The 23,243-nt window shown below is 42.0% G+C and carries 23 protein-coding genes; 14 read left to right on the top strand and 9 right to left on the bottom strand.

Annotation, left to right across the window (positions count from 1 at the left end):
* Positions 1 to 123: 123 nt before the first annotated feature.
* The 4 genes from ACIQXH_RS04335 to ACIQXH_RS04320 all read left to right on the top strand — a co-directional run bounded on the left by ACIQXH_RS04335 (position 124) and on the right by ACIQXH_RS04320 (position 2,517).
* A complete protein-coding gene (locus ACIQXH_RS04335; protein WP_403122230.1) occupies positions 124 to 1,191 on the top strand; it encodes a tartrate dehydrogenase in 1,068 nt (355 codons plus the stop codon).
* 77 nt (positions 1,192 to 1,268) lie between these two features.
* Positions 1,269 to 1,454 carry a sporulation protein Cse60 gene (locus tag ACIQXH_RS04330; RefSeq protein WP_402874688.1) on the top strand — a complete coding sequence of 62 codons (186 nt, stop codon included), beginning with the start codon at positions 1,269 to 1,271 and terminating at the stop codon, positions 1,452 to 1,454.
* A gap of 143 nt (positions 1,455 to 1,597) precedes the next feature.
* Entirely contained in the window at positions 1,598 to 2,158 is a 561-nt protein-coding gene (locus ACIQXH_RS04325; protein ID WP_403122228.1) for an MEDS domain-containing protein, read from the top strand.
* Positions 2,159 to 2,178: 20 nt separating this feature from the next.
* Complete coding sequence (locus ACIQXH_RS04320; RefSeq protein ID WP_403122226.1) at positions 2,179 to 2,517, top strand: MGMT family protein; 339 nt, start codon at positions 2,179 to 2,181, stop codon at positions 2,515 to 2,517.
* Positions 2,518 to 2,676: 159 nt separating this feature from the next.
* Here the strand turns inward: ACIQXH_RS04320 and ACIQXH_RS04315 are convergent, their stop codons facing one another.
* Positions 2,677 to 3,942, bottom strand: coding sequence for a BaiN/RdsA family NAD(P)/FAD-dependent oxidoreductase (locus ACIQXH_RS04315; protein ID WP_402874696.1), 1,266 nt, complete (start codon positions 3,940 to 3,942; stop codon positions 2,677 to 2,679).
* 205 nt (positions 3,943 to 4,147) lie between these two features.
* Between ACIQXH_RS04315 and ACIQXH_RS04310 the strand changes: the two genes are divergently transcribed.
* Together ACIQXH_RS04310 and ACIQXH_RS04305 are read left to right on the top strand one after the other, a co-directional pair.
* Entirely contained in the window at positions 4,148 to 5,749 is a 1,602-nt protein-coding gene (locus ACIQXH_RS04310) for a putative polysaccharide biosynthesis protein (RefSeq protein WP_403122224.1), read from the top strand.
* A 124-nt stretch (positions 5,750 to 5,873) separates the two neighbouring features.
* Entirely contained in the window at positions 5,874 to 6,596 is a 723-nt protein-coding gene (locus ACIQXH_RS04305) for a pseudouridine synthase (protein ID WP_402874702.1), read from the top strand.
* Positions 6,597 to 6,677: 81 nt separating this feature from the next.
* Here ACIQXH_RS04305 and ACIQXH_RS04300 read toward each other — a convergent pair whose 3' ends face one another.
* Complete coding sequence (locus ACIQXH_RS04300) at positions 6,678 to 6,899, bottom strand: DeoR family transcriptional regulator (RefSeq protein ID WP_402874705.1); 222 nt, start codon at positions 6,897 to 6,899, stop codon at positions 6,678 to 6,680.
* 522 nt (positions 6,900 to 7,421) lie between these two features.
* On the opposite strand from ACIQXH_RS04300, the gene ACIQXH_RS04295 reads away from it, so the two are divergent.
* Positions 7,422 to 7,772, top strand: a complete 351-nt coding sequence (locus ACIQXH_RS04295) for a hypothetical protein (RefSeq protein WP_402874708.1) — start codon at positions 7,422 to 7,424, stop codon at positions 7,770 to 7,772.
* Between the two features lie 58 nt (positions 7,773 to 7,830).
* Here the strand turns inward: ACIQXH_RS04295 and guaC are convergent, their stop codons facing one another.
* Positions 7,831 to 8,814, bottom strand: a complete 984-nt coding sequence (gene guaC, locus ACIQXH_RS04290) for a GMP reductase (protein WP_403122222.1) — start codon at positions 8,812 to 8,814, stop codon at positions 7,831 to 7,833.
* Between the two features lie 323 nt (positions 8,815 to 9,137).
* Here guaC and ACIQXH_RS04285 point away from each other — a divergent pair, with 323 nt between their 5' ends.
* Positions 9,138 to 10,190 (top strand): NAD(P)/FAD-dependent oxidoreductase, encoded by a 1,053-nt coding sequence (locus ACIQXH_RS04285; protein ID WP_403122220.1) that lies wholly within the window; start codon positions 9,138 to 9,140, stop codon positions 10,188 to 10,190.
* Between the two features lie 51 nt (positions 10,191 to 10,241).
* Here the strand turns inward: ACIQXH_RS04285 and ACIQXH_RS04280 are convergent, their stop codons facing one another.
* The 4 genes from ACIQXH_RS04280 to ACIQXH_RS04265 all read right to left on the bottom strand — a co-directional run bounded on the left by ACIQXH_RS04280 (position 10,242) and on the right by ACIQXH_RS04265 (position 14,731).
* Positions 10,242 to 12,188 (bottom strand): FtsX-like permease family protein, encoded by a 1,947-nt coding sequence (locus tag ACIQXH_RS04280; RefSeq protein WP_403122218.1) that lies wholly within the window; start codon positions 12,186 to 12,188, stop codon positions 10,242 to 10,244.
* Positions 12,178 to 12,939 carry an ABC transporter ATP-binding protein gene (locus ACIQXH_RS04275; RefSeq protein ID WP_402986704.1) on the bottom strand — a complete coding sequence of 254 codons (762 nt, stop codon included), beginning with the start codon at positions 12,937 to 12,939 and terminating at the stop codon, positions 12,178 to 12,180. The genes ACIQXH_RS04280 and ACIQXH_RS04275 overlap by 11 nt, the downstream gene beginning before the upstream one ends.
* A 101-nt stretch (positions 12,940 to 13,040) precedes the next feature.
* The gene (locus tag ACIQXH_RS04270; protein WP_403122216.1) at positions 13,041 to 14,045 is read right to left on the bottom strand and encodes a sensor histidine kinase; all 1,005 of its coding nucleotides are present in this window, start codon (positions 14,043 to 14,045) and stop codon (positions 13,041 to 13,043) included.
* Positions 14,042 to 14,731 (bottom strand): response regulator transcription factor, encoded by a 690-nt coding sequence (locus ACIQXH_RS04265; protein WP_402874724.1) that lies wholly within the window; start codon positions 14,729 to 14,731, stop codon positions 14,042 to 14,044. The genes ACIQXH_RS04270 and ACIQXH_RS04265 overlap by 4 nt, the downstream gene beginning before the upstream one ends.
* 435 nt (positions 14,732 to 15,166) lie before the next feature.
* On the opposite strand from ACIQXH_RS04265, the gene codB reads away from it, so the two are divergent.
* Positions 15,167 to 16,426 (top strand): cytosine permease, encoded by a 1,260-nt coding sequence (gene codB / locus ACIQXH_RS04260; RefSeq protein WP_403122213.1) that lies wholly within the window; start codon positions 15,167 to 15,169, stop codon positions 16,424 to 16,426.
* Positions 16,416 to 17,696 carry a cytosine deaminase gene (locus ACIQXH_RS04255; RefSeq protein WP_402874730.1) on the top strand — a complete coding sequence of 427 codons (1,281 nt, stop codon included), beginning with the start codon at positions 16,416 to 16,418 and terminating at the stop codon, positions 17,694 to 17,696. The genes codB and ACIQXH_RS04255 overlap by 11 nt, the downstream gene beginning before the upstream one ends.
* 178 nt (positions 17,697 to 17,874) lie before the next feature.
* On the opposite strand, the gene bcaP is transcribed toward ACIQXH_RS04255, so the two are convergent.
* Positions 17,875 to 19,263, bottom strand: coding sequence for a branched-chain amino acid transporter BcaP (gene bcaP, locus ACIQXH_RS04250; RefSeq protein WP_402874732.1), 1,389 nt, complete (start codon positions 19,261 to 19,263; stop codon positions 17,875 to 17,877).
* 268 nt (positions 19,264 to 19,531) lie between these two features.
* Positions 19,532 to 20,935 (bottom strand): tetratricopeptide repeat protein, encoded by a 1,404-nt coding sequence (locus ACIQXH_RS04245; protein WP_402957822.1) that lies wholly within the window; start codon positions 20,933 to 20,935, stop codon positions 19,532 to 19,534.
* A 238-nt stretch (positions 20,936 to 21,173) separates the two neighbouring features.
* Between ACIQXH_RS04245 and ACIQXH_RS04240 the strand changes: the two genes are divergently transcribed.
* The 4 genes from ACIQXH_RS04240 to ACIQXH_RS04225 all read left to right on the top strand — a co-directional run bounded on the left by ACIQXH_RS04240 (position 21,174) and on the right by ACIQXH_RS04225 (position 23,180).
* Entirely contained in the window at positions 21,174 to 21,365 is a 192-nt protein-coding gene (locus ACIQXH_RS04240; RefSeq protein ID WP_402874739.1) for a hypothetical protein, read from the top strand.
* Positions 21,366 to 21,604: 239 nt separating this feature from the next.
* Positions 21,605 to 21,931, top strand: coding sequence for a hypothetical protein (locus ACIQXH_RS04235; protein ID WP_402874741.1), 327 nt, complete (start codon positions 21,605 to 21,607; stop codon positions 21,929 to 21,931).
* A 196-nt stretch (positions 21,932 to 22,127) separates the two neighbouring features.
* Positions 22,128 to 22,733: a hypothetical protein gene (locus ACIQXH_RS04230; RefSeq protein ID WP_402986693.1), complete on the top strand. Its 606-nt coding sequence runs from the start codon at positions 22,128 to 22,130 to the stop codon at positions 22,731 to 22,733.
* A gap of 114 nt (positions 22,734 to 22,847) precedes the next feature.
* Complete coding sequence (locus ACIQXH_RS04225; RefSeq protein WP_402874746.1) at positions 22,848 to 23,180, top strand: zinc ribbon domain-containing protein YjdM; 333 nt, start codon at positions 22,848 to 22,850, stop codon at positions 23,178 to 23,180.
* Positions 23,181 to 23,243 lie beyond the last annotated feature (63 nt).

Raw genomic sequence — 23,243 nt, 5'->3', positions numbered from 1 at the left:
AAAGACGTGCATATTTCCGAGCTAAATGAGTGGGGCCCTTCTTTCGGAGGGCTCTTTTTTCTGGGGATATGTTAAAATAAGGATGTTTAAGTCAGAATATATAGACAAAGGGGAATCTGTCAAGTGCATGTACATAAAGTAGCGGTCATCTCGGGAGATGGAATTGGTCCTGAAGTAATTGATGAAGGTATAAAAGTATTGAATAAAGTAGCTGAATTAGCGGGCGACTTTTCGTTTGAATTCACCTATTTTCCATGGGGGTGCGAATATTACCTGGAGCATGGGAAGATGCTTCCTGATGATGGGCTGGAACGGTTGAAGGAATTCGAGTCCGTCTATCTTGGGGCAGTCGGTTATCCTGGTGTTCCAGATCATATTTCCTTACGGGAACTGTTATTGAAAATAAGGAAGCAATTCGATCAATACGTGAATGTCCGTCCCATTAAGTTGCTGAAGGGTGCGCCTTGTCCACTGAAGGATGTGACTCACGACCAAATCGATATGGTGGTCATCCGCGAAAACAGCGAGGGAGAATATGCCGGTGCAGGGGATTGGCTATTTAAAGGAAAGCCAGAGGAAGTGGTGTTACAGACAGGTGTCTTTTCCCGTAAAGGTACGGAACGGATTATCCGTTACGCCTATGAATTGGCACGGAAGTCGGGAAGAACGCTAACGAGCATCAGTAAAGCGAATGCCTTGAATTATTCGATGGTTTTTTGGGATGAGGTGTTCGAGGAAATTGGACAGGAATATCCGGAAGTGGAAACGCATTCTTACCTGGTTGATGCGGCGAGCATGTTCTTTGTCAAACAGCCTGAAAGGTTTCAAATCGTCGTCACCTCCAATTTGTTCGGTGACATCATCACCGATTTAGGCGCCGCCATTGCTGGAGGGATGGGGCTGGCTGCCGGGGCCAATTTAAATCCTGAACGAGCGTATCCGTCCATGTTCGAACCCATCCATGGTTCTGCACCGGATATAGCGCAGCGAGGCATCGCCAATCCGCTTGCCGCCATTTGGTCTGCGAGCCAGATGCTTGATTTCTTCGGTCATGAAGATTGGGGCAAGAAGGTACTGGGTGTCATTGAACAAGTGATGGTCGATAAAAAGGTGCTCACTCCTGATATGGGAGGAAATAGTTCTACTGAAGAAGTCGGCAATGAAGCGGTGGCTTTACTATCGGATTTATAAGTAACACGTATAATCCATGAATAAAATGGGCACCCTGCTCAATAACCATCAAACGTTAAAAAGGCAGGGGAAAGCCAATGATTCAAGTGAAGTTGTTTGATTATGAGCATGAAAAGGATTTGGAAGAGGAGATGAATGACTTTCTCGTCGATATCCGTGATAGTCAAATCGTCGATATTAAATACAATGTCGCCACGACCGGTGAAGAGGAACATGAACAGATTTATTGTTTTAGTGCGATGATCATTTATAAAAAAAGGTGAAATCCGACCCATATGACTTGGTGTCGGTTTTTTTTACATGTAAAAAACAGGCCATACTGTTCAAGGGATTTGTCTTCTGCGAAGAGAATAGGTAAAGTTAGACGTAATACAGTGTGATGGTGTATTAAAAGGGGAGATCCATTTTGGATAACAATATGAAGCAACTCATGAAAGAACTAAAGAAATCAAACGGAGGCCATGTGTTCTACTGTTTCGATGAACTGGAGACTTATATTCATAACGAAACCCTATTCATTATTTCCGGTGTTGAACAGGGAAACGATATAATGGTCGTCGAAAATGATCGGATCTTTCCTTTCGTATATAAGAAATTACAAGGACAATTAAATGACGAACAGCTGAAGAAAGTGCACCATATCAATAATTTTGATTTTTACTGCTTTGAAGGAGACTTTCATCCCAACACGATGGTCGAGTATTTTTTAAGGAATGTGGAGGGATACATGGCGAATGATGTTTCCCTGCAAACCTGGGGCCACGTTGAATGGGGGGGAAGTGAGGAAGTCGTGTTCGAGAGCATTAGCGAATATGAAAAGGGCGTCAATCAAATCATTGCAAAAAAGGGCATGGTTTCTGTTTGTGCCTATGATGAATGTAGGCTGACCCCGACACTGAAATCCATGTTAATGAAGCACCATGGCGTGTTCATGACGGATGAAACGTGCACAATCATAGCTAACTAAACCAGGCAGAGGTGAGATAGTTGGAGCGCTTTACTGAAGAGGTAATCGGTATCATACAACATATTCCCCCTGGGAAAGTCATGACGTATGGGCAAATCGGCCAACTGGCTGGACACCCGCGCGGTGCAAGGCAAGTCGTCCGCATTCTTCATTCAAGCAGCAAGAAATATAACCTTCCTTGGCATCGGGTGATCAATGCGAAGGGTGAAATTGGCTTAAAACAGGAAGGGCTGGCTTCCCAACAAATCTTCTTACTAGAGAGTGAAGGAATCCACATCACGGAACATGGCAAGGTCGACCTTGAGGTGTACCGCCATCACCCTGAGGAAGCCGAGGGATGGAATATGGATCGTGGTTGAAAAAACGCGAATCGTGGTTGAATTAAGGGTAGGCGTGGTCGAATAAATCGGCGTTGTGGTTGAATAATGGCCATTTGTGGTTGAATTCCTACCAAGGACAAATCATAGCTACACAAAAGAGGCTGATCCCGTAACGAACGGGATCAGCCTCTTTACATTCTATGAACGAGCATATAATGCAGCATTCATGCCGGCAAGTCGACCGGTCACTAATGCTGAAGTGATGTTATAGCCACCCGTGTATCCGTGGATGTCCAAAATCTCGCCACAGAAATACAGCCCGTCCATTAGTTTGGAGGCCATTTCCTTAGGTTGGATTTCTTTGACGGATACGCCGCCACCCGTTACGAAGGCCTTTTCAATCGACTGGGTTCCATGGACACCGAATTGGAAATCCTTGCATAGTTCGGCGAAGCGGCGGATTTTTTCATTGGAGATCGTCGCACCTTGTTCTTGAAGGTCGATTCCGCTCCGTTCCAGCAAGAAGTGGAGATACCGTTCCGGTACAAGTCCTTTTAACGTGTTTTTAATTGCCTTTTTCGGTTCGGACTTGATTTCCTTTGCGATATCTTGGAAGACTTCTTCTTTGTTTCGATCCGGAAGGGCATCGATTTTCATCGTCACTTCAGCGAGGTTCCACTTTTTCATCGCCTTGACGACGAATTGGCTGCACCGAAGAACGGCTGGTCCGGATACTCCGAAGTGCGTAAAGAGCATGTCCATTTTATGCGTAATCAACGTTTTGCCTTTTGGGTTCAGTACGCTTAATGAAACATCTCGAAGTGCGAGCCCTTGTAGCGTCTTTTCTTTAATGAATGTTTCATTACTTAGGACCGGGACTTCCGTCGGGAACAGCTCGGTGATTGTATGTCCGGCCTTACGTGCCCAAGCATAGCCGTCACCGGTTGAGCCTGTTTGCGGGACTGATTTCCCCCCGACGGCAATCACGACCGCATCCGTTTCGAAGATTTGACCATCTTTCAAGCGAACGCCGCTCGTTTTCCCATTATCATAGAGAACCTCAGCGACAGGGGAATTCTTATAGATCTTCACCTTCAAATCGGCCAGGCGCGTCAATAGGGCATCGACAACGCTTTGTGCTTTATCGTTGACCGGGAACATCCTGCCATGATCTTCTTCCTTTAGGGCCACGCCTAACTTTTCGAAGAACTGTATGATGTCTTCATTGTTGAATTCAGAAAACGCACTATATAAAAATCGCCCGTTTCCAGGGATATGCTGAATGATTTCATCGATGGAGAGCCTGTTCGTCACGTTGCAGCGCCCGCCACCTGATATCGCTAGTTTCCTGCCTAATTTCTCGCCTTTATCCACTAATAATACGTGGGCACCTTTTTCGCCAGCCGCAATGGCTGCCATCAATCCGGAAGGGCCACCGCCAATTACTATTACATCATATTTCAAAATGATCACGCCTTTATTTTTTTCAGTCTCTTCATTATATAGCAAGACCCTGTCAGAATGCGAACTACAATAAAAAGGAATGATTTGTTTGTATAAAATCCGTGAAAACGATAAACTTGAGTGTAGTTTTCTATAGAAAAAATCCTTTATTATGTTAAGATAAAGAGCGTGTGAAACGTAACTGAAAGAGGCAGGAAGGGATAAAATGTCGTCTAAGTTTTTAAAAGGGGCTTTTATATTAACCCTGGGAGCGATTATTTCCAAGGTTCTTGGTTTATTTTACGTCATCCCATTTGAACATATGGTTGGAAATAAAGGGGCCACACTCTATCAATATGGATATGTTCCCTATACGATATTCATTAGTTTCGCCACGGCTGGCATGCCGCTTGCCGTTTCTAAATTTATATCGAAGTATAATGCGCTCGAGGAATATGCAGTGGGGGAAAAGCTATTCAAATCGAGCTTGAAGTTAATGATGATCACCGGGTTCCTCGCCTTTGTGGTGCTTTTTACAATGGCACCGGTTTTCACTACCATGCTTGGCGTCAATAAGAACAGCGTGAGCGATATCACCTCTGTCATACGGGCGATCAGCTTCGCTTTGATCCTTGTGCCATTCATGAGCATCATCCGCGGGTACTTCCAAGGGCATGAAGCCATGGAGCCAACGGCGATTTCCCAGGTCGTCGAACAAATCGTCCGAATCGTATTTCTACTGGCCGGTGTGTATATTGTCCTGCATGTCCTTGACGGTGAATTGGTGAGAGCCATCCAGATCGCAACATTTGCGGCGACTGTCGGAGCACTCGGCGGTTTAGTCGTTTTGTTTTGGTATTGGAAGAAACAAAAACCGTATTTGGACAGCTTGAAGGAGAGAGACCGGGGGACGATGTCCATCTCTTTGATCCAGATTTATAAAGAGATTTTCTTATCATCGATTCCATTCATCTTTGTCGGGATCGCGATGCCTCTGTTCCAATTCGCGGACTTGATGACCTTCAACAGGGCAATGTCTTCGATTGGCTTACTGCATGTGGCCGAGGAGGCACTAGGGGTTCTCAACGTATATGCCCAAAAGCTTGTCGTGATTCCGATGACACTTGCTACCGGATTTTCGATGGCGTTATTGCCAACGGTGACGAAAGCTTTTGTAAGCGAGGATCAAACCGAGTTCACCCGCCAGCTTGATCAGGCTTTTCAAATCTTATTATTCATAACCATTCCGGCGGTCGTTGGGATGTCGGTGCTTGCCGATCCGATTTATAGTGCCTTTTACAGTCACGATTTGCTTGGGATTAGTGTACTTAAGGCTTATGCGCCCGTGTCGGTTCTATTTGCGCTCTTTTCGATTTCTGCCGCTGTATTACAAGGTATCAATCAGCAAAAATACACGGTGCTCAGTTTGCTAGTCGGATTTTTAGTGAAGTTGAGCTTGAACATTCCGATGATCAAATTATTTGAAACGGAAGGTTCCGTATATGCGACGGCACTGGGCTATCTGGCCGCAGTCCTATTGAATTTGTACGTCATCTACTACTTTACGGGCTATCGTTACAGCCTTACGATAAGAAGGACCGTCTTGATGGCGACTTTTTCCGCGATAATGGGACTTGCCGTTTGGGGTCTGCACAGCTTGTTATCCCTTTGGTTAACTTCGGAAGGCCGATTCCAGGCAATCTTGATTTCCGCCGTATGTGCGATTTTTGGGGCACTGATCTACGCGGCGCTCTCCTTGAAGAGCAAACTTGCCCATCGCCTATTCGGTACGAGAATTGATAGGTTGAAGAAGAAGTTGGGATTATAAAAAGATTGTGTTTTAAATGTAAGAAAAAGGGTAATGTTATATTATCCCCTGATTTAAATATATTGGCCTTGCCTGTCATGAAAATGGGCAAGGCTTTTTACTGAAAAGGCTTTAGGAGGAAACAATGAGAATTGATAAGATTTTATCCAATATTGGGTACGGAAGCAGGAAAGAAGTGAAGAAGCTCCTGAAGTCCGGAGCCGTGAAGGTCAACGACCGGATATTGAAGGACGCGAAGGAACAGGTGGACCCTGATGTTGAAATCGTAACAGTTCATGACGAACGGGTTGAATATAGAGAATTCATTTACCTAATGATGAATAAGCCTCCGGGCGTATTGTCGGCAACGGAAGACAAACACCAAGAGACGGTCATCGACATCCTTGAGCCGGAGGACGCGGTCTTTGAACCATTCCCGGTCGGCAGATTGGATAAAGATACAGAGGGGCTATTGTTGATCACGAATGACGGCAAGCTTGCACACCAGCTGCTATCCCCGAAGAAACATGTGCCGAAAACATATTTTGCGGTCATTGATGGTGAAGTCACGGAACGGGATATTGAAGCATTCCGTAACGGTGTCACCCTGGACGATGGGTATGAAACGAAACCAGGCGAATTGAACATTTTAAAATCGGGCCTGACTTCTGATATCGAGTTGACGATAATGGAAGGGAAGTTCCATCAAGTGAAGCGGATGTTTGAATCTGTCGGAAAGAAAGTCGTATATCTGAAGCGTCTTTCGATGGGAAGCCTGCAACTAGACGAGGATCTTGAACTTGGGGAATACCGGGAGTTAACGGCAGAAGAACTTGAACAGCTGAAGGCAGGTCAGCCTGCTGAATAAACAACAAAAAATGAGGCGGACTAGTAGTCCGCCTCAAATTACTTTTTACATATCGATTTTGTTCGGGTGGTCATTCTTTTTTTAAGATGACATCTTCACTTTTTTGCTTGTTGTTGTCCAAACACCACGGCTTGGGCTTTGAACAAGGTCATTGTACTCTAGGACATTTAAATCGCGTTGCACTGTTCGAGGAGTGATGCCAAATTCTTCTACAAGCTCTTGAGTAGAAACCGTACCGTTGTTACTAATGAACATATAAACGGATTTAATACGGGTTAACATGCGATTTGTTGAAGGTTTCAAACAAAATCACTCCTATTCTTTTCATTGTTATTCTGAACAAATGAAAACAACCGATATGTCGGACAGCATTTCAGCTGCCACTATGTACGTACTATACCCACCCTTTAACTCCTCGGAAACATTAAGAAAAAACAAGATGCCATATGCTTTATTTTACCCCTATACATATCTAAATTCCATACCAAATTTTAGAATTAACTAAATATTACATCTATTATATAGTTTTTTTAACCAAAATATTCATTTAAATTCAAAAATAAATGAATTTCAGGGTAGAATGAAAGCATGCCTTTATTTTGTCAAAAATTCCAAGGAGTATTCATGGGTAAGGGAAAAATTCACTCCACTTCTAAACGATCATGTCCTTTTGTGAAGATAACCTTTCATCGGCAACCAACATATACTATGATATTTACAGTACCATTATCATAGAGTATGAGATGAACTTGATGGTTTGTAAGGAAGTACACTTCAAGATGATTCTTTTAGAATTGAAATATAACCATATACGAGGTAGAGCATATGAACGAAAGATTAATGGAGTTTCTATTGCGGGACGAAGTGTCCAGACTTACGGGCATGAAGCGGCAAGTATATGAATTTATCGTGTATGAAGAAGATTACCTGGCTTCAAAAGCGGAAACGGTCGATCAATTTATGAGATTATTAGTAAAGCATTCTCCGCCGCGACTCGCGGCCCGACATTTTAACATGCCTTATGAAGAAATCATTCGGTTCATGTGTGAGATCGAAGAAGAGCTGAATGCCCGGTTAGAAGAACGATGTAAAAAAGTGAAATGGATGGATTTTACGGAAAAGAGCCAGCGAACGCTTGATGATCATGATAAGAAGTTGTATCTATTTGTGAATTGAATAAGAAAAAACGGTGCAACGCCTAGCCGCTGCACCGTTTTTTGTATGGGTTGAATGATCAATAAACTTTATCACCATTAAAAATTGAATTTTTCACGATGACATAATCTACAGTTCGAATCGCTTCTAATTTCGTTCCACCAGCATAAGAAATGGAGGATTGAAGATCTTGTTCCATTTCTTTTAATGTGTCTTTTAACGCACCTTTGTGCTCGACGAACATTTTCTTGCCTTCTACATTCTTCTTTTCACCTTTTTGAAACTCTGAAGCTGAACCAAAGTACTCTTTATAGATCTTTCCATCTTTCTCAACCAATTCGCCTGGAGATTCATCATGGCCTGCAAATAATGAACCAATCATCACCATAGTGGCACCAAATCTAATAGATTTCGCTATATCCCCATGTGTACGAATGCCACCGTCCGCAATAATCGGTTTACTTGCGGCCTTTGCACATAGACGCACCGCTGCTAACTGCCAGCCACCCGTACCAAATCCTGTCTTGATCTTCGTGATGCAAACCTTACCTGGTCCAATTCCAACTTTTGTTGCATCCGCCCCGGCATTTTCCAATTCTCTTACGGCTTCTGGAGTACCGACGTTACCTGCAATTACGAAACTATCAGGTAAGTGATGTTTGATATGTTGGATCATATTGATTACAGCATTGGAATGGCCATGCGCGATATCTATCGTAATGTAGTCCGGTACAATACGCTCTTCAGCCAATTCTTGTATGAACCCATATTCTTCTTCTTTGACTCCGACACTGATGGAAGCGATACACTCACACGCATGCATATCTTGAATAAAAGCTTTGCGCTTTTCTGGTTCAAAACGATGCATGATATAGAAGTACCCATTCTTAGCCAAGGATGTAGCGACTTTCTCATCTATAATGGTCTGCATATTCGCAGGTACCACAGGTAACTTGAAGGTATGTTTACCTAACTTTACAGTAGTATCACATTCCGAACGACTATTAACTATACATTTAGCGGGAATTAATTGAATATCTTCGTAATCAAACACATTTTCCATTGTTTACACCTCTATATACGAATGTTGTAATATTTTTTTATGAAATTGTTCGCCCATTGGTAATTTACATCATTTTCATCATTAAGTCAAAGCTTTTATTTTTAAATAAATCGAAAAATTACAAAAAGAAGCGGTTCTGCATCCTATGAATCTCCTTATCACGTACAATCTGAGCCCCAGGTACAACAGGTGTAAGCGGCGACCCAAGTAAAAAAAGAGAAAAGAACTTTAGTAGAAAAATTTGTAAAAAAGAAGAAAAGAGTGTACATTTAATTTATGAGAATGAGAATCAATTACATTTGGTTTCCGAGGAGTGGTCATGAGTGAAACAGTACGATGTCTATGATGTAACCGTAATTGGGGGAGGGCCTGCTGGCCTTTATTCCGCTTTTTATAGTGGGTTAAGAGAAATGAAGACAAAGATCATTGAATATCAGCCACAATTAGGTGGGAAGATCCATGTATATCCTGAGAAGATGATTTGGGATGTTGGGGGACAGACACCTATTACGGGAGCTAAGTTAATTGATCAACTTGTGGAACAGGGATTAACCTTTAATCCAACGGTAGTATTGAATGAAAAGGTGGAGTCGATCAAGCGGGATGAAGAGGGGATGTTTGTCTTGCTTACGTCTTCCGGCGGCCTGCACTATTCGAAAACGATCATCGTGGCCGTCGGTGGCGGGATATTGAATCCACAAAAGCTGGAAATCGATGGGGCAGAGCGTTATGAAGTGTCCAATCTGAATTACACGGTAAAGTCCTTAGAACGATTCAAGGATAAAACGGTAATCATTTCAGGTGGTGGAAATTCTGCTATCGATTGGGCGAATGAATTGGAGCCTATCGCCAAAAAGGTCTATGTGGCCTATAGAAAAAATGCATTGGCGGGTCATGAATCACAGATAAGCCAATTGATGAAAAGTTCTGCGGAATGCCTGTTCAATACGTCCATTACAAAACTGGTCGCTTGTACCAATCATGAAGTCATTGAACGTGTAGAACTAACGAGTCATGAAACAGGGGAGGTTTCTCATTTATCAATCGATGAAGTGATCATCAACCATGGGTATGAGCGTGATGCCTCGCTCCTGGAAAACAGTGAAGTGAAGGTGGATATGGCCGATCATTATTATATTGCAGGCAATGCAACCAGCGAATCCTCTGTAGAAGGGATGTATGCCGCAGGGGATATTCTTCAGTATGATGGGAAAGTGAACTTAATAGCGGGTACCTTCCAGGATGCCGCAAATGCAGTCAATCAAGCGAAACAGTTCATCCAGCCTGATGCGCACAAGGTGGGAATGGTTTCTTCACATAATGAAATATTCAAAAGACGTAATAGGGAAATCGTTCAACAGATGATGACGCGATAAGACATGCAGAAAGCTCCAGTCCCCATATGGGCTGGAGCTTTTTGCGTGTATTTAAAGGGATTCCTTAATCACCTTTTTGTAATGGAAAACGGAAAGGATACCGAAGATCGAGTACAGTATCGTATAGAGGACCATGACAATGATCATGGGTGTCCAGACTTCCGTACCAAAGAAGAACCAGCCGGATTTAACGGCAAAATAGCTATGGAATAACCCAACGACTAGAGGAATCCCAAAGTTGAAGACCTGTTTGGCCTGAATCCCTTTTAACAAATCACCTTGTGTGAAACCAAGTTTTCGTAAAATGGTATAGTTCGCTTTTTCATTTTCGCTCTCATCCATCTGTTTGAAATAAAGGATGCATCCTGATGTGATCAAGAACGTTAATCCTAAAAAGCCGACGATGAACATCGTAAGACCCATGTTTATTTTTATACTTTGCAGTTCTTGGTATTGTGAACCACTATATTCTTTATCCTGGAAGGAAATCGTATCGAAAATCTCATTCGCCTTTTCGATATCACCCTTATTCTTTAAGTCAATCCCATAATAAACGGGAGAATCCAGTTGGAGTTCAGGGTCCAAATCCTTTTTCAGACGGTCAAAAACTGCTTGATCCACAATGGCTACTGGCATTCCGCCATTCGTTAAATAATAGGGAAGGATGGAGTCATCTTCTGGCCCTAAATAGTTTTGGGGAATGCTCATGTTTTTTCCCTTCAATTCGATTTTCCCGGAATCTTTAAGAGATGTTAAACTCTGTAGCGTTGGACTATACCCGCTAAAGATGGTCTCTTTCGGTGTGACATCGATCCTCTTCACCGACCGATCACTGACAATGGTAAGATTCATGATATTCGGGTCAAAGCCCGCTTCTTCTATGGCGCTATCCAGTATATCTTTTATATTGACCTTTGCCCGAATGACCTCTATCTTATTTTCGTTATATCCGATTGATTTTGCTGCCAATGCCTCTTTTAACTTGTTTGAATCCTCGCCATTGGACAGGGAAAAGTCATTAGGTACATAGGCTGTGGCCATTTTCTCCGATGAGTAATAGGAGATATAGGTCAAGGATAATAATCCGATTGCAAGAGCGGAAACGGTCGTGATGATGGTCAGTAAAACGGAATTGGATTTCATCCGGAACATGATGGATGAAAGCGACAGCACTTCATTGATATTCAGGTATCCATTCTTCCTCTTGCGGACAATATTAAAGAGGAAAGACACCGATCCCTTATAAAATAGGTAGGTTCCGATGATGACGGACCCCAGAATGAATAGCATGGCTATTAAAAGGGAATTCGCCTGAGAGAAAGAACCATCAAATAACTTCGTTGAAACATAATAGCCAGCAATGATAAGAATGATTCCAGCTATCCCAAGGATCATTTCAAAAATCGAAACCCTCTTCACTTTTCCTTCCGTGTTCGAAGTCACCCTAAAAAGTGATAAGATGGTCTGTCTTTTGATGAAACCAAAGTTCATCAACATGATGAATAGATAGATGATACTGAATACGATAAGTGTCTGAATGAATGGTTGCATGGTAAAGTGAAGGGCGGCGATCGCCTGGACTCCCGTAAGCTTGAATAATATCATGATAATCAATTTTGAAGCCGCAAACCCTACGAATATTCCCAGGAATACGGAACAGAAATACAGGATTAAATTTTCGACGCTCAGGATGCGGAAAATCCTGTTTTTGGTCATGCCTATTAATTGAAATAAGCCAATTTCCTTGCTGCGACGTTTAATGAAAATGCTATTCGCATATAAAAGAAAGATGGAAACGATGGCAATCAACAGGACGGAGGCTGCTTGAATGGCAGCTCCCCCTTTAATCCCCCCGCTTACTTGATCCATTGACGGATCGTATTGCAAGGTAACAAAGGCATAATAAAGGGAGGCACTGAAGACCAAAGCGAAAACGTATAGATAATAATTCTTCAGGTTCTTTTTCAGACTGCGAAAGATGAGTTGATTAATGCTCATTATGCACCCCTCCTAGTACACCTTGTGTTTTCATGATATCTCTGAAGAAGGATTGTCTCGTTTCTTCCCCTTTATTCAATTGAGAATAGATCTGTCCATCTTTGATGAAGATGACGCGGCTACAGTAACTGGCTGCCACTGAGTCATGCGTAACCATGATGATGGTGGCATTACGCTTTTTGTTCAATTCGCTCATCTTGTTCAATAAATCGGAAGCGGCTTTTGAATCAAGGGCGCCTGTCGGCTCATCGGCAAAAATGATGCTTGGTTCATGGATGAAGGCCCGTGCCGCAGAGGTACGCTGTTTTTGGCCGCCGGAAATTTCATTCGGATATTTGTCCTTGATTTCATATATGCCAAGTTCATTTGCGAGTGTTTCGAACTTTTGCTCGGCTTCTTTTTTCGGCGTTTTGGTGATCGATAATGGTAATAGAATATTTTCCTTGACCGTCAGAGTGTCCAATAAGTTATAATCCTGGAAGATGAATCCTAGGTGATTCTTACGAAATTCAGCCAGCTTCTTTTCTTTCATGCCGGAAATTTCTTTTCCTTCGATGACGATGGTTCCATTACTGATCTTATCAATCGAGGAAAGGACATTCAGAAGCGTGGTTTTTCCTGAACCGGACGCTCCCATGATACTGACGAATTCCCCTTCGTGTATGTTGATATCCAAGCCTTTCAAGACTTCTTGTTTATTGAATTTATTGCCGTAGCTTTTATGGATCTTTTTCGCTTCTAGTATATTCATTCCAATACACTCCCTTTATTTCGATATCTTCATTATAAAAGCCTTTCCCTTTCTTTTCCTTCGATTGGCCGAACAAAGAACAAAAGCATGTGACATCTTTGTCACATGCTAAGGAATTTAACGAATTGATTTTTTTGCGGGAAAGTCAGGATGAAAGTGGTCCCAATTCCGGGAGTGGACCGGACGGTTATATCGATGAATAAGGAATCCGCCACTTTCTTGGTTAAGTATAACCCCATTCCCGTCGCCCCGTGGTCTTGATGATTGGTCGTTGATGTGAATCCTTTATCAAAAATGCGGGGAAGGTCCCTTGGGTCGATGCCGCGGCCAGCATCCTTCACTTCAAGAATCGTTTGTCCATTGGATTCGTGGCTCTGTATCAAAATATCGGATTCTTCACTATATTTGATGCTATTGGTCAATAGTTGCCGAATAATGAATGCGACCCATTTACTATCGCTTAAGCACTCGGCTTTTTCCAATTGGATATCGAATCCAATCCCTTTTTGCATGCACCAAGATTGTAATGTCTTAATCTCGTCGAAAATTATCCCCTCCAAATCGGTGTTACCGATATATAGATCATTTTCCATGAAGGGCAGCCGCCGTTGATGCAACTGTTGATCAAGCAAAAGGTGGATGCGGAGCCATTCATACGTCATATGGGATTTGAGTTCTTCATCTTGTATGCGATCAATCATTAAACGTAGGGCCGTCAAAGGCGTCTTCACTTCATGAATCCAAGATAATAGTTCGTCCTTTTCCTGCTCCAATGTCATTTGTCCGTATGAAGCCGTCCGTTTCAGGTATTCGATTTGATTGCTGATGCTACGTTCGATGATTACTTCAAAAGGGCTTCCCGGTTCCGCTAATTGGCTTACATCCAAATTATCTTCCCGTTCCACTAAACTTCGATAGAATTTCGTTTCCTTGTGGTAGCGGACCACCAAAAAGATGATGAACATGATGAATGATAAAAAGACCATGTAGAGAATGGGGGATAAAGGAATCGCCGAATCAAGATAGGCGACGAATACGATGAATAAGTGAAAGAGGATGTAGAAAGTAATCCAGCTAAACCTTTCCCATATGAATTTCTTAATCATACATGATCCTCTTCGACCGCGATGTAACCTTGTCCCACTTTTGTTTCGATATACTGTCCCAACCCCACCTCATCGAGCCTTTTCCTCAATCGATTTACATTGACCGTCAAGGTATTATCGCTGATAAAGCGCTTATCATTCCATAAACTATTGATTAAATCATCGCGGCTCACTATTTTATTCTTCTGCTCAATCAGCCTTTTTAGGATGAACACTTCATTCTTTGTCAGCTCGATTGTTCCTGTCTCGGTTACAACTGTATTCTTCTCATAATCCAAGGTGGCGCCGCACCAGGTTTTTAGTTCGATCTTTTCTGTATTGTAATTATAGACACGACGAAGCGTCGCTTGTATCTTGGCAATCAGTACATCAAAATGAAAGGGTTTCTGGATGAAATCATCCGCCCCAAACTGCATGGACATCACGATGTCGGTCGGGTGATCGCGTGAAGATAAAAAGAGAATGGGTACGTTCGAGTGGGTGCGAATCATCCTGCACCAATGGAACCCGTCGAATTTTGGCAATTGGATATCGATGAGGACCAAGTCGGGTTTAATGGCAGTGAATTCCTGCATCACCTTACTGAAATCGTTGATTCCATATACATCATAGGACCATTGTGCCAATCTATCTTTAATCTCATTGAATAATGTTGTATCATCTTCAATTAACAATAGTTTAAACAAGTAAGGGTCACCACGCTTTTCATCAATTTAATGAAAGTATATAGTAAATTCATTTAAGGTTCTAGAGGAGAAAGAGATTTAGGGTGGGATCTAGTTACAAAAGGTGACATCCATTTCCTGAAAAAAACACCCATGTTTGAATTTCATCTGAGTCTCTGTATGTAGTCCTTTTTGGTTTGTAAAGGAATCGCATAGAAAATTAGTATTGACTTACCGTCTCTTTTTTGGAATAATGTTAATAATCAAATATTGGTATCTTTAATTCAGTCCCGTGAGGCTGACAAGGACAACGGATTTTTATGATGTGGGAGACGTCCATGCATTTTTTGCCTGGCTACTACTACTCGTCATAATGCAGAAGAGGTTTATTGTCGGTTGATGACAATAGACCTCTTTTTTCTTTGTGGGTATCAGTTTAAAAATGGAGGAAACGTTATGGGAAAAGTAGATGCAGAGTTTTCATGGCAAGCTGTACCGCAAGGAAATCGTAATAACTTTTGGAAGATTCTATCCATTATGCTGGGGTTCACTTTCTTCTCGGCAAGCATGTGGTCGGGGGGGGAATTGGGAACGGGATTAACATTGGTTCAATTCCTTCTCATCGTATTGGCGGGCAATTGTGTACTGGGCTTGTATACGGGGGCGTTGGCCCATATTGCCGCGAAGACCGGCCTTTCTACACATCTGCTTGCAAAGTATGCCTTTGGTGATAAAGGCTCTTATGTGCCCTCCTTATTGCTGGGGTTAACGCAAGTAGGTTGGTTTGGAGTGGGGGTAGCGATGTTCGCGGTTCCGGTCGAAAAGGCAACAGGGATTAATATCTATCTATTGATTATAAGTTTTGGAGTGATGATGACGATATCTGCCATCTATGGTATTAAGGCACTCGTGCTGTTAGGGTTCGTTGCTGTGCCGGCCATTGCCATTCTGGGTAGCTACTCGGTATTTGAGGCAACCGAAACAATCGGTGGGTTTCAGGGGTTATTAGATTATCAGCCTACTGAAATGATGGGAGTGGGCGCTGCCTTAACCATCTGCATTGGTTCATTCATCAGCGGGGGTACCTTGACGCCAGACTTTGCCCGCTTTGCCAAGACGACCCGGTCAGCCGTTGTCGCAACGGTGATTGCCTTTTTTCTAGGCAATTCACTTATGTTCATATTCGGGGCGATTGGGGCAATGACGTACGGTGTTTCGGATATTTCTGAAGTCATGTTCTTGCAAGAGCTGATTTTGCCGGCAATCATTGTATTGGGACTGAATATTTGGACAACGAATGATAATGCGCTATACGCTTCGGGATTGGGATTTGCCAATGTTACGAAAATTTCCAAGAAGAAACTTGTCGTGGTTAATGGAATCATCGGCACATTGCTAGCAATGTGGCTGTATACTAATTTCGTCGGTTTTTTGAATGTACTAGGAGCAGCAGTCCCGTCCATTGGGGCCATCATTTTAGCAGACTACTTTATCGTGAAACGTAGAAAATATGGGAAATTCGAAGAGATGTCTTTCAAAAAGGTCAATTGGTTATCCATGATTGCTTGGGCGGGAGGCGTCGCTTTGGCCCAGTTCGCACCTGGCATCGTGCCAATTAATGCTCTAATCGGGACCATCATCCTGTATGTTGCCTTGATGAAATATGTACCTATCAACAAAATACTAAGAAGAGGTGTACAGTCAGATGCTTATTAAACATGCTAAATTAAGAGGAAAAGAAGGTCTTTGGAATATTGTCGTCAGAGAAGGAATGATAGAATCGGTTACGCAGAGCCTTAATGAGAACGTTGAGAACGAGTTGAATCAGCCGATTTATGATGTGGAGGGGTCACTTGTTCTCCCTCCCTTTATTGAACCGCATATCCACCTTGACACGACGTTGACGGCAGGAGAGCCAGAGTGGAACCAAAGTGGGACGTTATTTGAAGGAATCCAGCGGTGGTCCCAACGAAAAGAGTCTTTGACGAATGAAGATGTGAAAACCAGGGCAAAAACGGCTTTAAAATGGCAAATCGCTCAAGGAATCCAGCATGTTCGTACACATATCGATGTGACCGATCCGGAACTTACGGCACTAAAAGCCATGCTCGAAGTAAAAGAAGAAATGTCGGATTTCGTTGATTTGCAGTTAGTGGCTTTTCCACAGGAAGGAATTCTCTCTTATCCGAATGGAACGGGATTACTGGAAGAAGCGCTAAAAATGGGGGCCGATGTTGTAGGGGGCATCCCCCACTTTGAGTTCACTCGCGAATATGGCGTGGAATCGATGAAGATTGCGTTTGATTTAGCGGAAAAATACGATCGCCTCGTGGATATACATTGTGATGAAATCGATGACGAGCAATCACGTTTTGTCGAAGTCGTCGCAAAAGAAGCTTACGAGCGGGGACTAGGTACACGAACGACAGCCAGCCATACGACGGCAATGGGTTCGTATAATGATGCCTATACCTATAAGTTGTTTCGCTTATTGAAGCTTTCGTCCATTAACTTCGTATCCAATCCATTGGTGAATATTCATCTTCAAGGAAGATTCGATACATATCCGAAACGAAGAGGCTTAACACGTGTCAAAGAATTACAGGAAGCAGGACTAAACGTATGCTTTGGTCACGATGACATATTCGACCCATGGTATCCACTAGGAACGGGAAACATGCTGCAAGTGCTGCATATGGGCATTCATGCTTCTCAACTAATGGGTTACGAGCAAATCGTCAATTCCATCGATTTAATTACCGCCAATAGTGCAAAAACCTTGCAAATCGAGGACCACTATGGAATCGAGGCGGGAAAACCTGCCAACTTCATTGTTTTAGCGGCAGAAAATGAATACGAAGCAGTCCGTAAACAGGCCATGGTACGCTATTCCTTCAGAAACGGGAACGTGATAGCCGAAACAAAGCCAAGGGAAACGACCATTAATCTGGGACAAGGTACAGAGAACATTACTTTCAATAAATGATGGAAAAGCTAGGCACACAGGGTGTCTAGTTTTTTTGCGCTTGTAGGCGCTATTCGTAAATTGGTAGAAATTCCATCAATTGCCGTGTGCGAAAGTGCGTAGTTGATTGGTCATGTATGATTCCAAAAATAAATGGCTGCTGCAGATGTGAACGTCCACACTGCAACAGCCATATTTGTTATTTGTTCAAAATACTGTGCTTTTTACCGTAAGTAAAGTAAATGATTATACCGATGATCATCCAAATAAGGCACGCAATCCAGGTGTGTGCGGATAGTTGGGTCATCAGGAATATGCATAAAATAAATGAAATGACTGGAATGGCTGGGAAGAAAGGTACCTTAAATCCATCATTCGGAATGTCTTTGTTTTTGCGTAAGTAAATGACGCCGATTGATACAACAGTGAAGGCTAAAAGAGTTCCCATGTTTACAAGCTCTGTTAACTTATCCAATGGGACGAAGCCTGCACATAAGGCAATGAGAGTCGCAAAAATCCATGTGTTTTTTACTGGTGTTTTACGTTTCGGATGAACTTCGCATAATAATTTTGGTAGTAAGCCGTCACGACCGAATGCGAATACTAGGCGAGTACCACCGTAAAGCATAACAAGGATTACGGTCATCATCCCAACGACGGCACCTATGGAGATAATACCGGCCACCCAATCTTGGTTAACCACTTTCATGGCAAAGCTTACAGGGTCACTTACATTTAACTGTGTGTAAGAAACCATACCCGTCAATACAAGGGATACAGCAACATACAATAAGGTACAGATAAAGAGCGAACCAATAATACCGATTGGCATGTTACGCTGTGGATTTTTAACTTCTTCGGCTGCAGATGATACTGCATCGAAGCCAAGATAGGCGAAAAATACTAAGGCCGCGGCACTTAGAACCCCGCTTGTACCAAATGGGGTGAATGGCTTCCAGTTTGTCGGTTCAACGTAGAATGCGCCGACTATAATAAATAGTAAAATAACGGCCACTTTCACACATACCATAATCGTATTGAATTTTGTCGATTCTTTAATGCCTAATGTCAACAAGGCGGCAATAAGGAAAATGATCAATATAGCTGGCAGGTTAATGTATGTGCCGTTGGCCGGATCAAATGAACCGGATATTTCGTGAGGAAGCAAAATATTAAACCCGGCAAGTAGCGAGCTAAAATAGGATGACCAGCCTGTAGCAACGGCAGCAACAGCTAAGCCGTATTCAAGTAATAGGGACCAGCCGACTAGCCAAGCAATGATCTCCCCAAAGACAATGTAGGAGTATGTGTATGCACTCCCTGTAACTGGAACGGATGAAGAAAATTCAGAGTAGCACATTGCGGCAAATGCACAAACAAAGGCGGCAATGATAAAAGAGAACACAATCCCAGGTCCTGCATGCTGGGCTGCAACGGTACCTGGAAGGATGAAAATTCCTGTACCCACAATGGCACCGACACCGAGTAGGATTAAATCAAACGCTCCTAGTGTCTTTTGTAATTGTACTTTTCCATGATTTTGTAAAAGTTGATTCACGGATTTTTTTCGAAATAAGTTCGTTTTCATTTTAAACACTCAATTCTTTTTTTGAATATCATAAAGATTCTAAACATTAACGGATTAAATGTCAAATAGATTTGTCGATATAGTGCATTTTTTGTCGAATTATGTGTACGTTTTATAAATCTTCAAAGCCTCACATGGATAGTATTCCATATTTCGGATCAATTAAGCGAGCCATATGAAATGAGCTTTATTTCTTAAATAAACTCTTAAACCGTATAAAAAAGGATTAGAAGGGTGAGTTCTAATCCTTTTTATATTTCATTGCACGTTATTTCATTTGATCTAATATTTGATGGTAAGCAAAGGCCTCTTTAACCATCCCTTTGTTTTGATACATTTTGGACAGCTGCGATACGGGAGCGGGGTCATCCGGGTACAATTCCATCTCCCATGAGAAACATTCGATGGCTTCATCGTATTGCTTAAACTCTGCATAATATTGTCCGAGTTCCATCATTTGATCGGGATCATCCAGCAAGGTCATCATCTTGTTTATTTTCCGGAACACCGGAGAATGGGGAGCTGATTTTTGGATGGGCAGCAGCTTTTCATGTACCTCTTTAAGATCATAGGTCTCAAGCAATTTACCAATAAGTTGTAGTAACCTTTGTTCGGATTGCTTCTCGCCATCTTCTAGGACGAGCTGTTGAATCATAACCATGAAGGTATCTATATGGGTGGCAATAAACGTCGGATCTAAATGTTCCCATAATGTATGCAAGATCTCCTCATAGGTATCCGGTAGGGCATTAAGGAAATTCATTAAATAGAGAGCGGCTGTTTCATAGTGTTCCTCCTGAAGCATCTCTTCAATCATGGATTTGGTTTGTGGTAGCACCTGAAATGGGTTGATGTGTAAATAGTCTAAGGTTACGATCCACTTTTCCATGGATACGAATTGCAAGGCCATCGTGGTATATGCTTCAATGGAAGTCACCTTCGAATACTTTTCGACTTTCTCCATCCAGAATAAGAGAAGGGTCAAGAAAGAGTCCTGTTTCCTCAATAAACCTTCTAACATTTTTCCTTCATCAGGTTGTAAGCGATATTTGAAGCAATGCCATTCAACAAAAAGCGAATCTTTCTCCTGGATGGTAGATAGTGACGAGGATGTGTAAAATTCCATATAGGAATGAAACTCCAATGAGTTTTTAATCTCTCTCGCAGAATTCAGGTCGGGAGCGAAGTTTGCCAAGATCTTAATGATTTGAAAGGCCTGCATGAAGTTGCCGTTTCTTCTATAGTGGTAAAAGATTTTGTATATGACATTGCTCAGTTGTTTCTTTGTGAAAAATGAGTCGAGCGTCGTAGCGATGTAGGCTACTTCCTGGAGGGAATATTGATTTTGAAGTTGGGAGAAAAGCTTATTCTTATTTGGAATAGTGGCGGTTTGGCTGGGGATTATTGCGGAGAGGAACGGATGGTCTGAGTGTAAGACGATACCCATTTTCCGTATGTTATCGATAAATGAATGTTTCTCTATCTTTTCTACCTTTTCACCATATACAAGATTATTCTTATAGTAAATGAGATAATAATTTTCATTTAATGATGATTCTACTTCAATCATCGTACATCGTGAGAATACGACGACTTGCATCACTTTCCCTTGTGAGAGTTTCTTTTTTTCTTTGATGGAAATTTCAACTGGCATAATAAGTTCATTATTCATATGTAACACAGCCCCTTTTGATCGTATGCGAATTCATGTGATTTTTATTATCCATTATAACATAGCATTTACTGGATTTTCTTTTAGAAAAGCCACTACGATTGAACTTTGTGATGTTATCAATAGTATGAAACTACTTTTCCCTTTTGAGAAAACTTTAGTGTTGCTGGTGAAAAAATGCGTAAATGGTATACTTGATGGGTGAGTTTTTAGCACCTGAAAGGAAGTAACGATAATAATGAAGTACTTCAAGACGCAAATGAAACAGCTAATGAAAGAACACTCGGAACTACAAACGCAATTGAAAGTGTTGATGAAAGAACACAATCTAGAGAAGAATTTTGCCCTTAAGGCTTTATATCATGCAGAGGTTGCTGATGGCGGAAAGTACCAGAAGGCCTATCAAGCCCTTGATTCTCCTAGGGACTGATATTCAATGAAATTGAGAAAAGTGTGAGATTTAGCATAGTTATAGAATATCTCCCGTACTAATAAACGACGACTTATGTATCGTTTGTTTTCTTATAGGGAGTTTTTTTATGCCCATAAAGCGGGGACATATTTGTTCTGCTGGGGAACTCCTATCTAAGATAAAGGGTTAAACCCATCCATAAATTGATTGGGAGGTGAATATAATATACGACTTGGAGGTGAAAGGGAGGCTCAGGCATGATTATATGGAGAGGACTAGGTTTTTTAGTTTTTGTCATTATGGTGCCATTGGTGTTCTTATTCGGTTGGATCTTGGAGATGACGGTTGACCGGTCGCTGCCCGAAGATACTTCATTAATCATCGGTTTATTCGTGGCCGGGATCATCGTCTGGTTTTTGGGTAGAAAACTAAATGGTGGTTCTGAAAAGGTTCTTGTCGATCAAGAAACAGGAACGGCCTATAAAATGGGAACCCGACATAGTCTATTCTTCATTCCGATGCAATTTTGGGGACCAATCTTTATAACGATCGGAGTGATTCTTACCATTAAACTATTCATCTGATCAATCATCATCGAGCCTATGGTATAAAGCAGTACAGTTGACACTGTGCTGCTTTTTTTTACGGAAGGGATGACGAACCAGCTCCCCGTTCCATATGGAAAAGTACCTATTCTGAAAGATAATGCATAATTATTCAGTCAATGATATAATGTGTAAGATTTTGTGAATTTTAGTTGATAAAGGAGTAGGGAAACGCATGAAGAAGATTTTATACACGGCACTATTGACCATGCTGGCCATCGTTTTGGGGGCATGTACCGGTAATCAAACAAATACCATCTCGGTGGCGGATTTGACGGATAGGGAAGAGGATATTCTTTCCCTGACCACGAGTGACGCATTCTTATTCGATTTCAATATCGATGATACATATCAAGAAGTTTCTTTTTGGATTGAAAAATATGAATCTGGTAAATTGGTTGGTAAAAAGATCAATGATGCTACTGCTCCGGTTTACGGAAATGGTTCATTGATGTTCGCCAGAACCCAAAATCCGGACAATGAGAACCAGTTTACCTTCATGACTGGAATAAAAACGGAGGGTGATGATGAAAGTGATCATTCGAGTTTTAGCAGTTTAGTGACAGAGCAGAGGGATCTTGAAAAGGCTTCGATTACAACGGGAAAAATATCAGAAACCCTTCCCATAAAGGATGAAATGGTGCTAGCGAGTATTTGTTATACACTTGATGAGGAAGGTGCAACTTCCCTATCCAGTGATTTTTATGAAGATCCAAAAAGCAATATGGATGAGTTAAAGGATTTCGATGTGGTGTATTTACTTAAAGGTGAATTTAAATAAGGCCAAAATGCCAAAGAAGGGAACTATATGTGCATGGTTCCCTTCTCCAATGCCTATTGCCTGGAAGATGCTGTTATATTAGAATGAGCAATGTTGAATGGAGGAATGAAAATAATGTCCGATTTACCTAATTGTCCAACCTGTCATTCAGAATATACATACGAAGATGGAAGCCTCTATGTTTGCCCGGTGTGTGCACATGAGTGGTCCATAGAATCAGAAACGGAAGAGATCAAGACCATTAAAGATGCCAACGGCAATGTCTTGAACGATGGTGACTCCGTAACGGTCATCAAGGACCTTAAAGTCAAGGGAAGTTCATCCGTCTTGAAAATGGGGACAAAAGTGAAAAGTATCCGATTGGTGGAAGGCGATCATGACATCGATTGCAAAATAGATGGTTTTGGTGCGATGAAGTTAAAATCCCAATTTGTAAAAAAGGTATAAAGCAGGTTCACATACGTCTTTTTTCTAAGGTTGCCCAAAAGATAAAGCAGCATCACAAAGGTG

Origin of the sequence: Peribacillus sp. NPDC097225 (assembly GCF_044761955.1) — a bacterium.
Classification (GTDB): domain Bacteria; phylum Bacillota; class Bacilli; order Bacillales; family DSM-1321; genus Peribacillus.
This window is presented reverse-complemented; position numbering and strand designations above follow the sequence as displayed.

Excerpts from the sequence above, each read along its gene's own strand:
- ACIQXH_RS04240 (WP_402874739.1), top strand. The coding sequence starts at position 21,174 with ATGAAGTACTTCAAGACGCAAATGAAACAGCTAATGAAAGAACACTCG.
- ACIQXH_RS04245 (WP_402957822.1), bottom strand. The coding sequence starts at position 20,935 with ATGAATAATGAACTTATTATGCCAGTTGAAATTTCCATCAAAGAAAAA.
- ACIQXH_RS04275 (WP_402986704.1), bottom strand. The coding sequence starts at position 12,939 with ATGAATATACTAGAAGCGAAAAAGATCCATAAAAGCTACGGCAATAAA.
- ACIQXH_RS04225 (WP_402874746.1), top strand. The coding sequence starts at position 22,848 with ATGTCCGATTTACCTAATTGTCCAACCTGTCATTCAGAATATACATAC.
- ACIQXH_RS04255 (WP_402874730.1), top strand. The coding sequence starts at position 16,416 with ATGCTTATTAAACATGCTAAATTAAGAGGAAAAGAAGGTCTTTGGAAT.
- ACIQXH_RS04330 (WP_402874688.1), top strand. The coding sequence starts at position 1,269 with ATGATTCAAGTGAAGTTGTTTGATTATGAGCATGAAAAGGATTTGGAA.
- ACIQXH_RS04280 (WP_403122218.1), bottom strand. The coding sequence starts at position 12,188 with ATGAGCATTAATCAACTCATCTTTCGCAGTCTGAAAAAGAACCTGAAG.
- ACIQXH_RS04310 (WP_403122224.1), top strand. The coding sequence starts at position 4,148 with ATGTCGTCTAAGTTTTTAAAAGGGGCTTTTATATTAACCCTGGGAGCG.
- ACIQXH_RS04270 (WP_403122216.1), bottom strand. The coding sequence starts at position 14,045 with ATGATTAAGAAATTCATATGGGAAAGGTTTAGCTGGATTACTTTCTAC.
- guaC (WP_403122222.1), bottom strand. The coding sequence starts at position 8,814 with ATGGAAAATGTGTTTGATTACGAAGATATTCAATTAATTCCCGCTAAA.
- bcaP (WP_402874732.1), bottom strand. The coding sequence starts at position 19,263 with ATGAAAACGAACTTATTTCGAAAAAAATCCGTGAATCAACTTTTACAA.
- ACIQXH_RS04235 (WP_402874741.1), top strand. The coding sequence starts at position 21,605 with ATGATTATATGGAGAGGACTAGGTTTTTTAGTTTTTGTCATTATGGTG.
- ACIQXH_RS04230 (WP_402986693.1), top strand. The coding sequence starts at position 22,128 with ATGAAGAAGATTTTATACACGGCACTATTGACCATGCTGGCCATCGTT.
- codB (WP_403122213.1), top strand. The coding sequence starts at position 15,167 with ATGGGAAAAGTAGATGCAGAGTTTTCATGGCAAGCTGTACCGCAAGGA.
- ACIQXH_RS04305 (WP_402874702.1), top strand. The coding sequence starts at position 5,874 with ATGAGAATTGATAAGATTTTATCCAATATTGGGTACGGAAGCAGGAAA.
- ACIQXH_RS04295 (WP_402874708.1), top strand. The coding sequence starts at position 7,422 with ATGAACGAAAGATTAATGGAGTTTCTATTGCGGGACGAAGTGTCCAGA.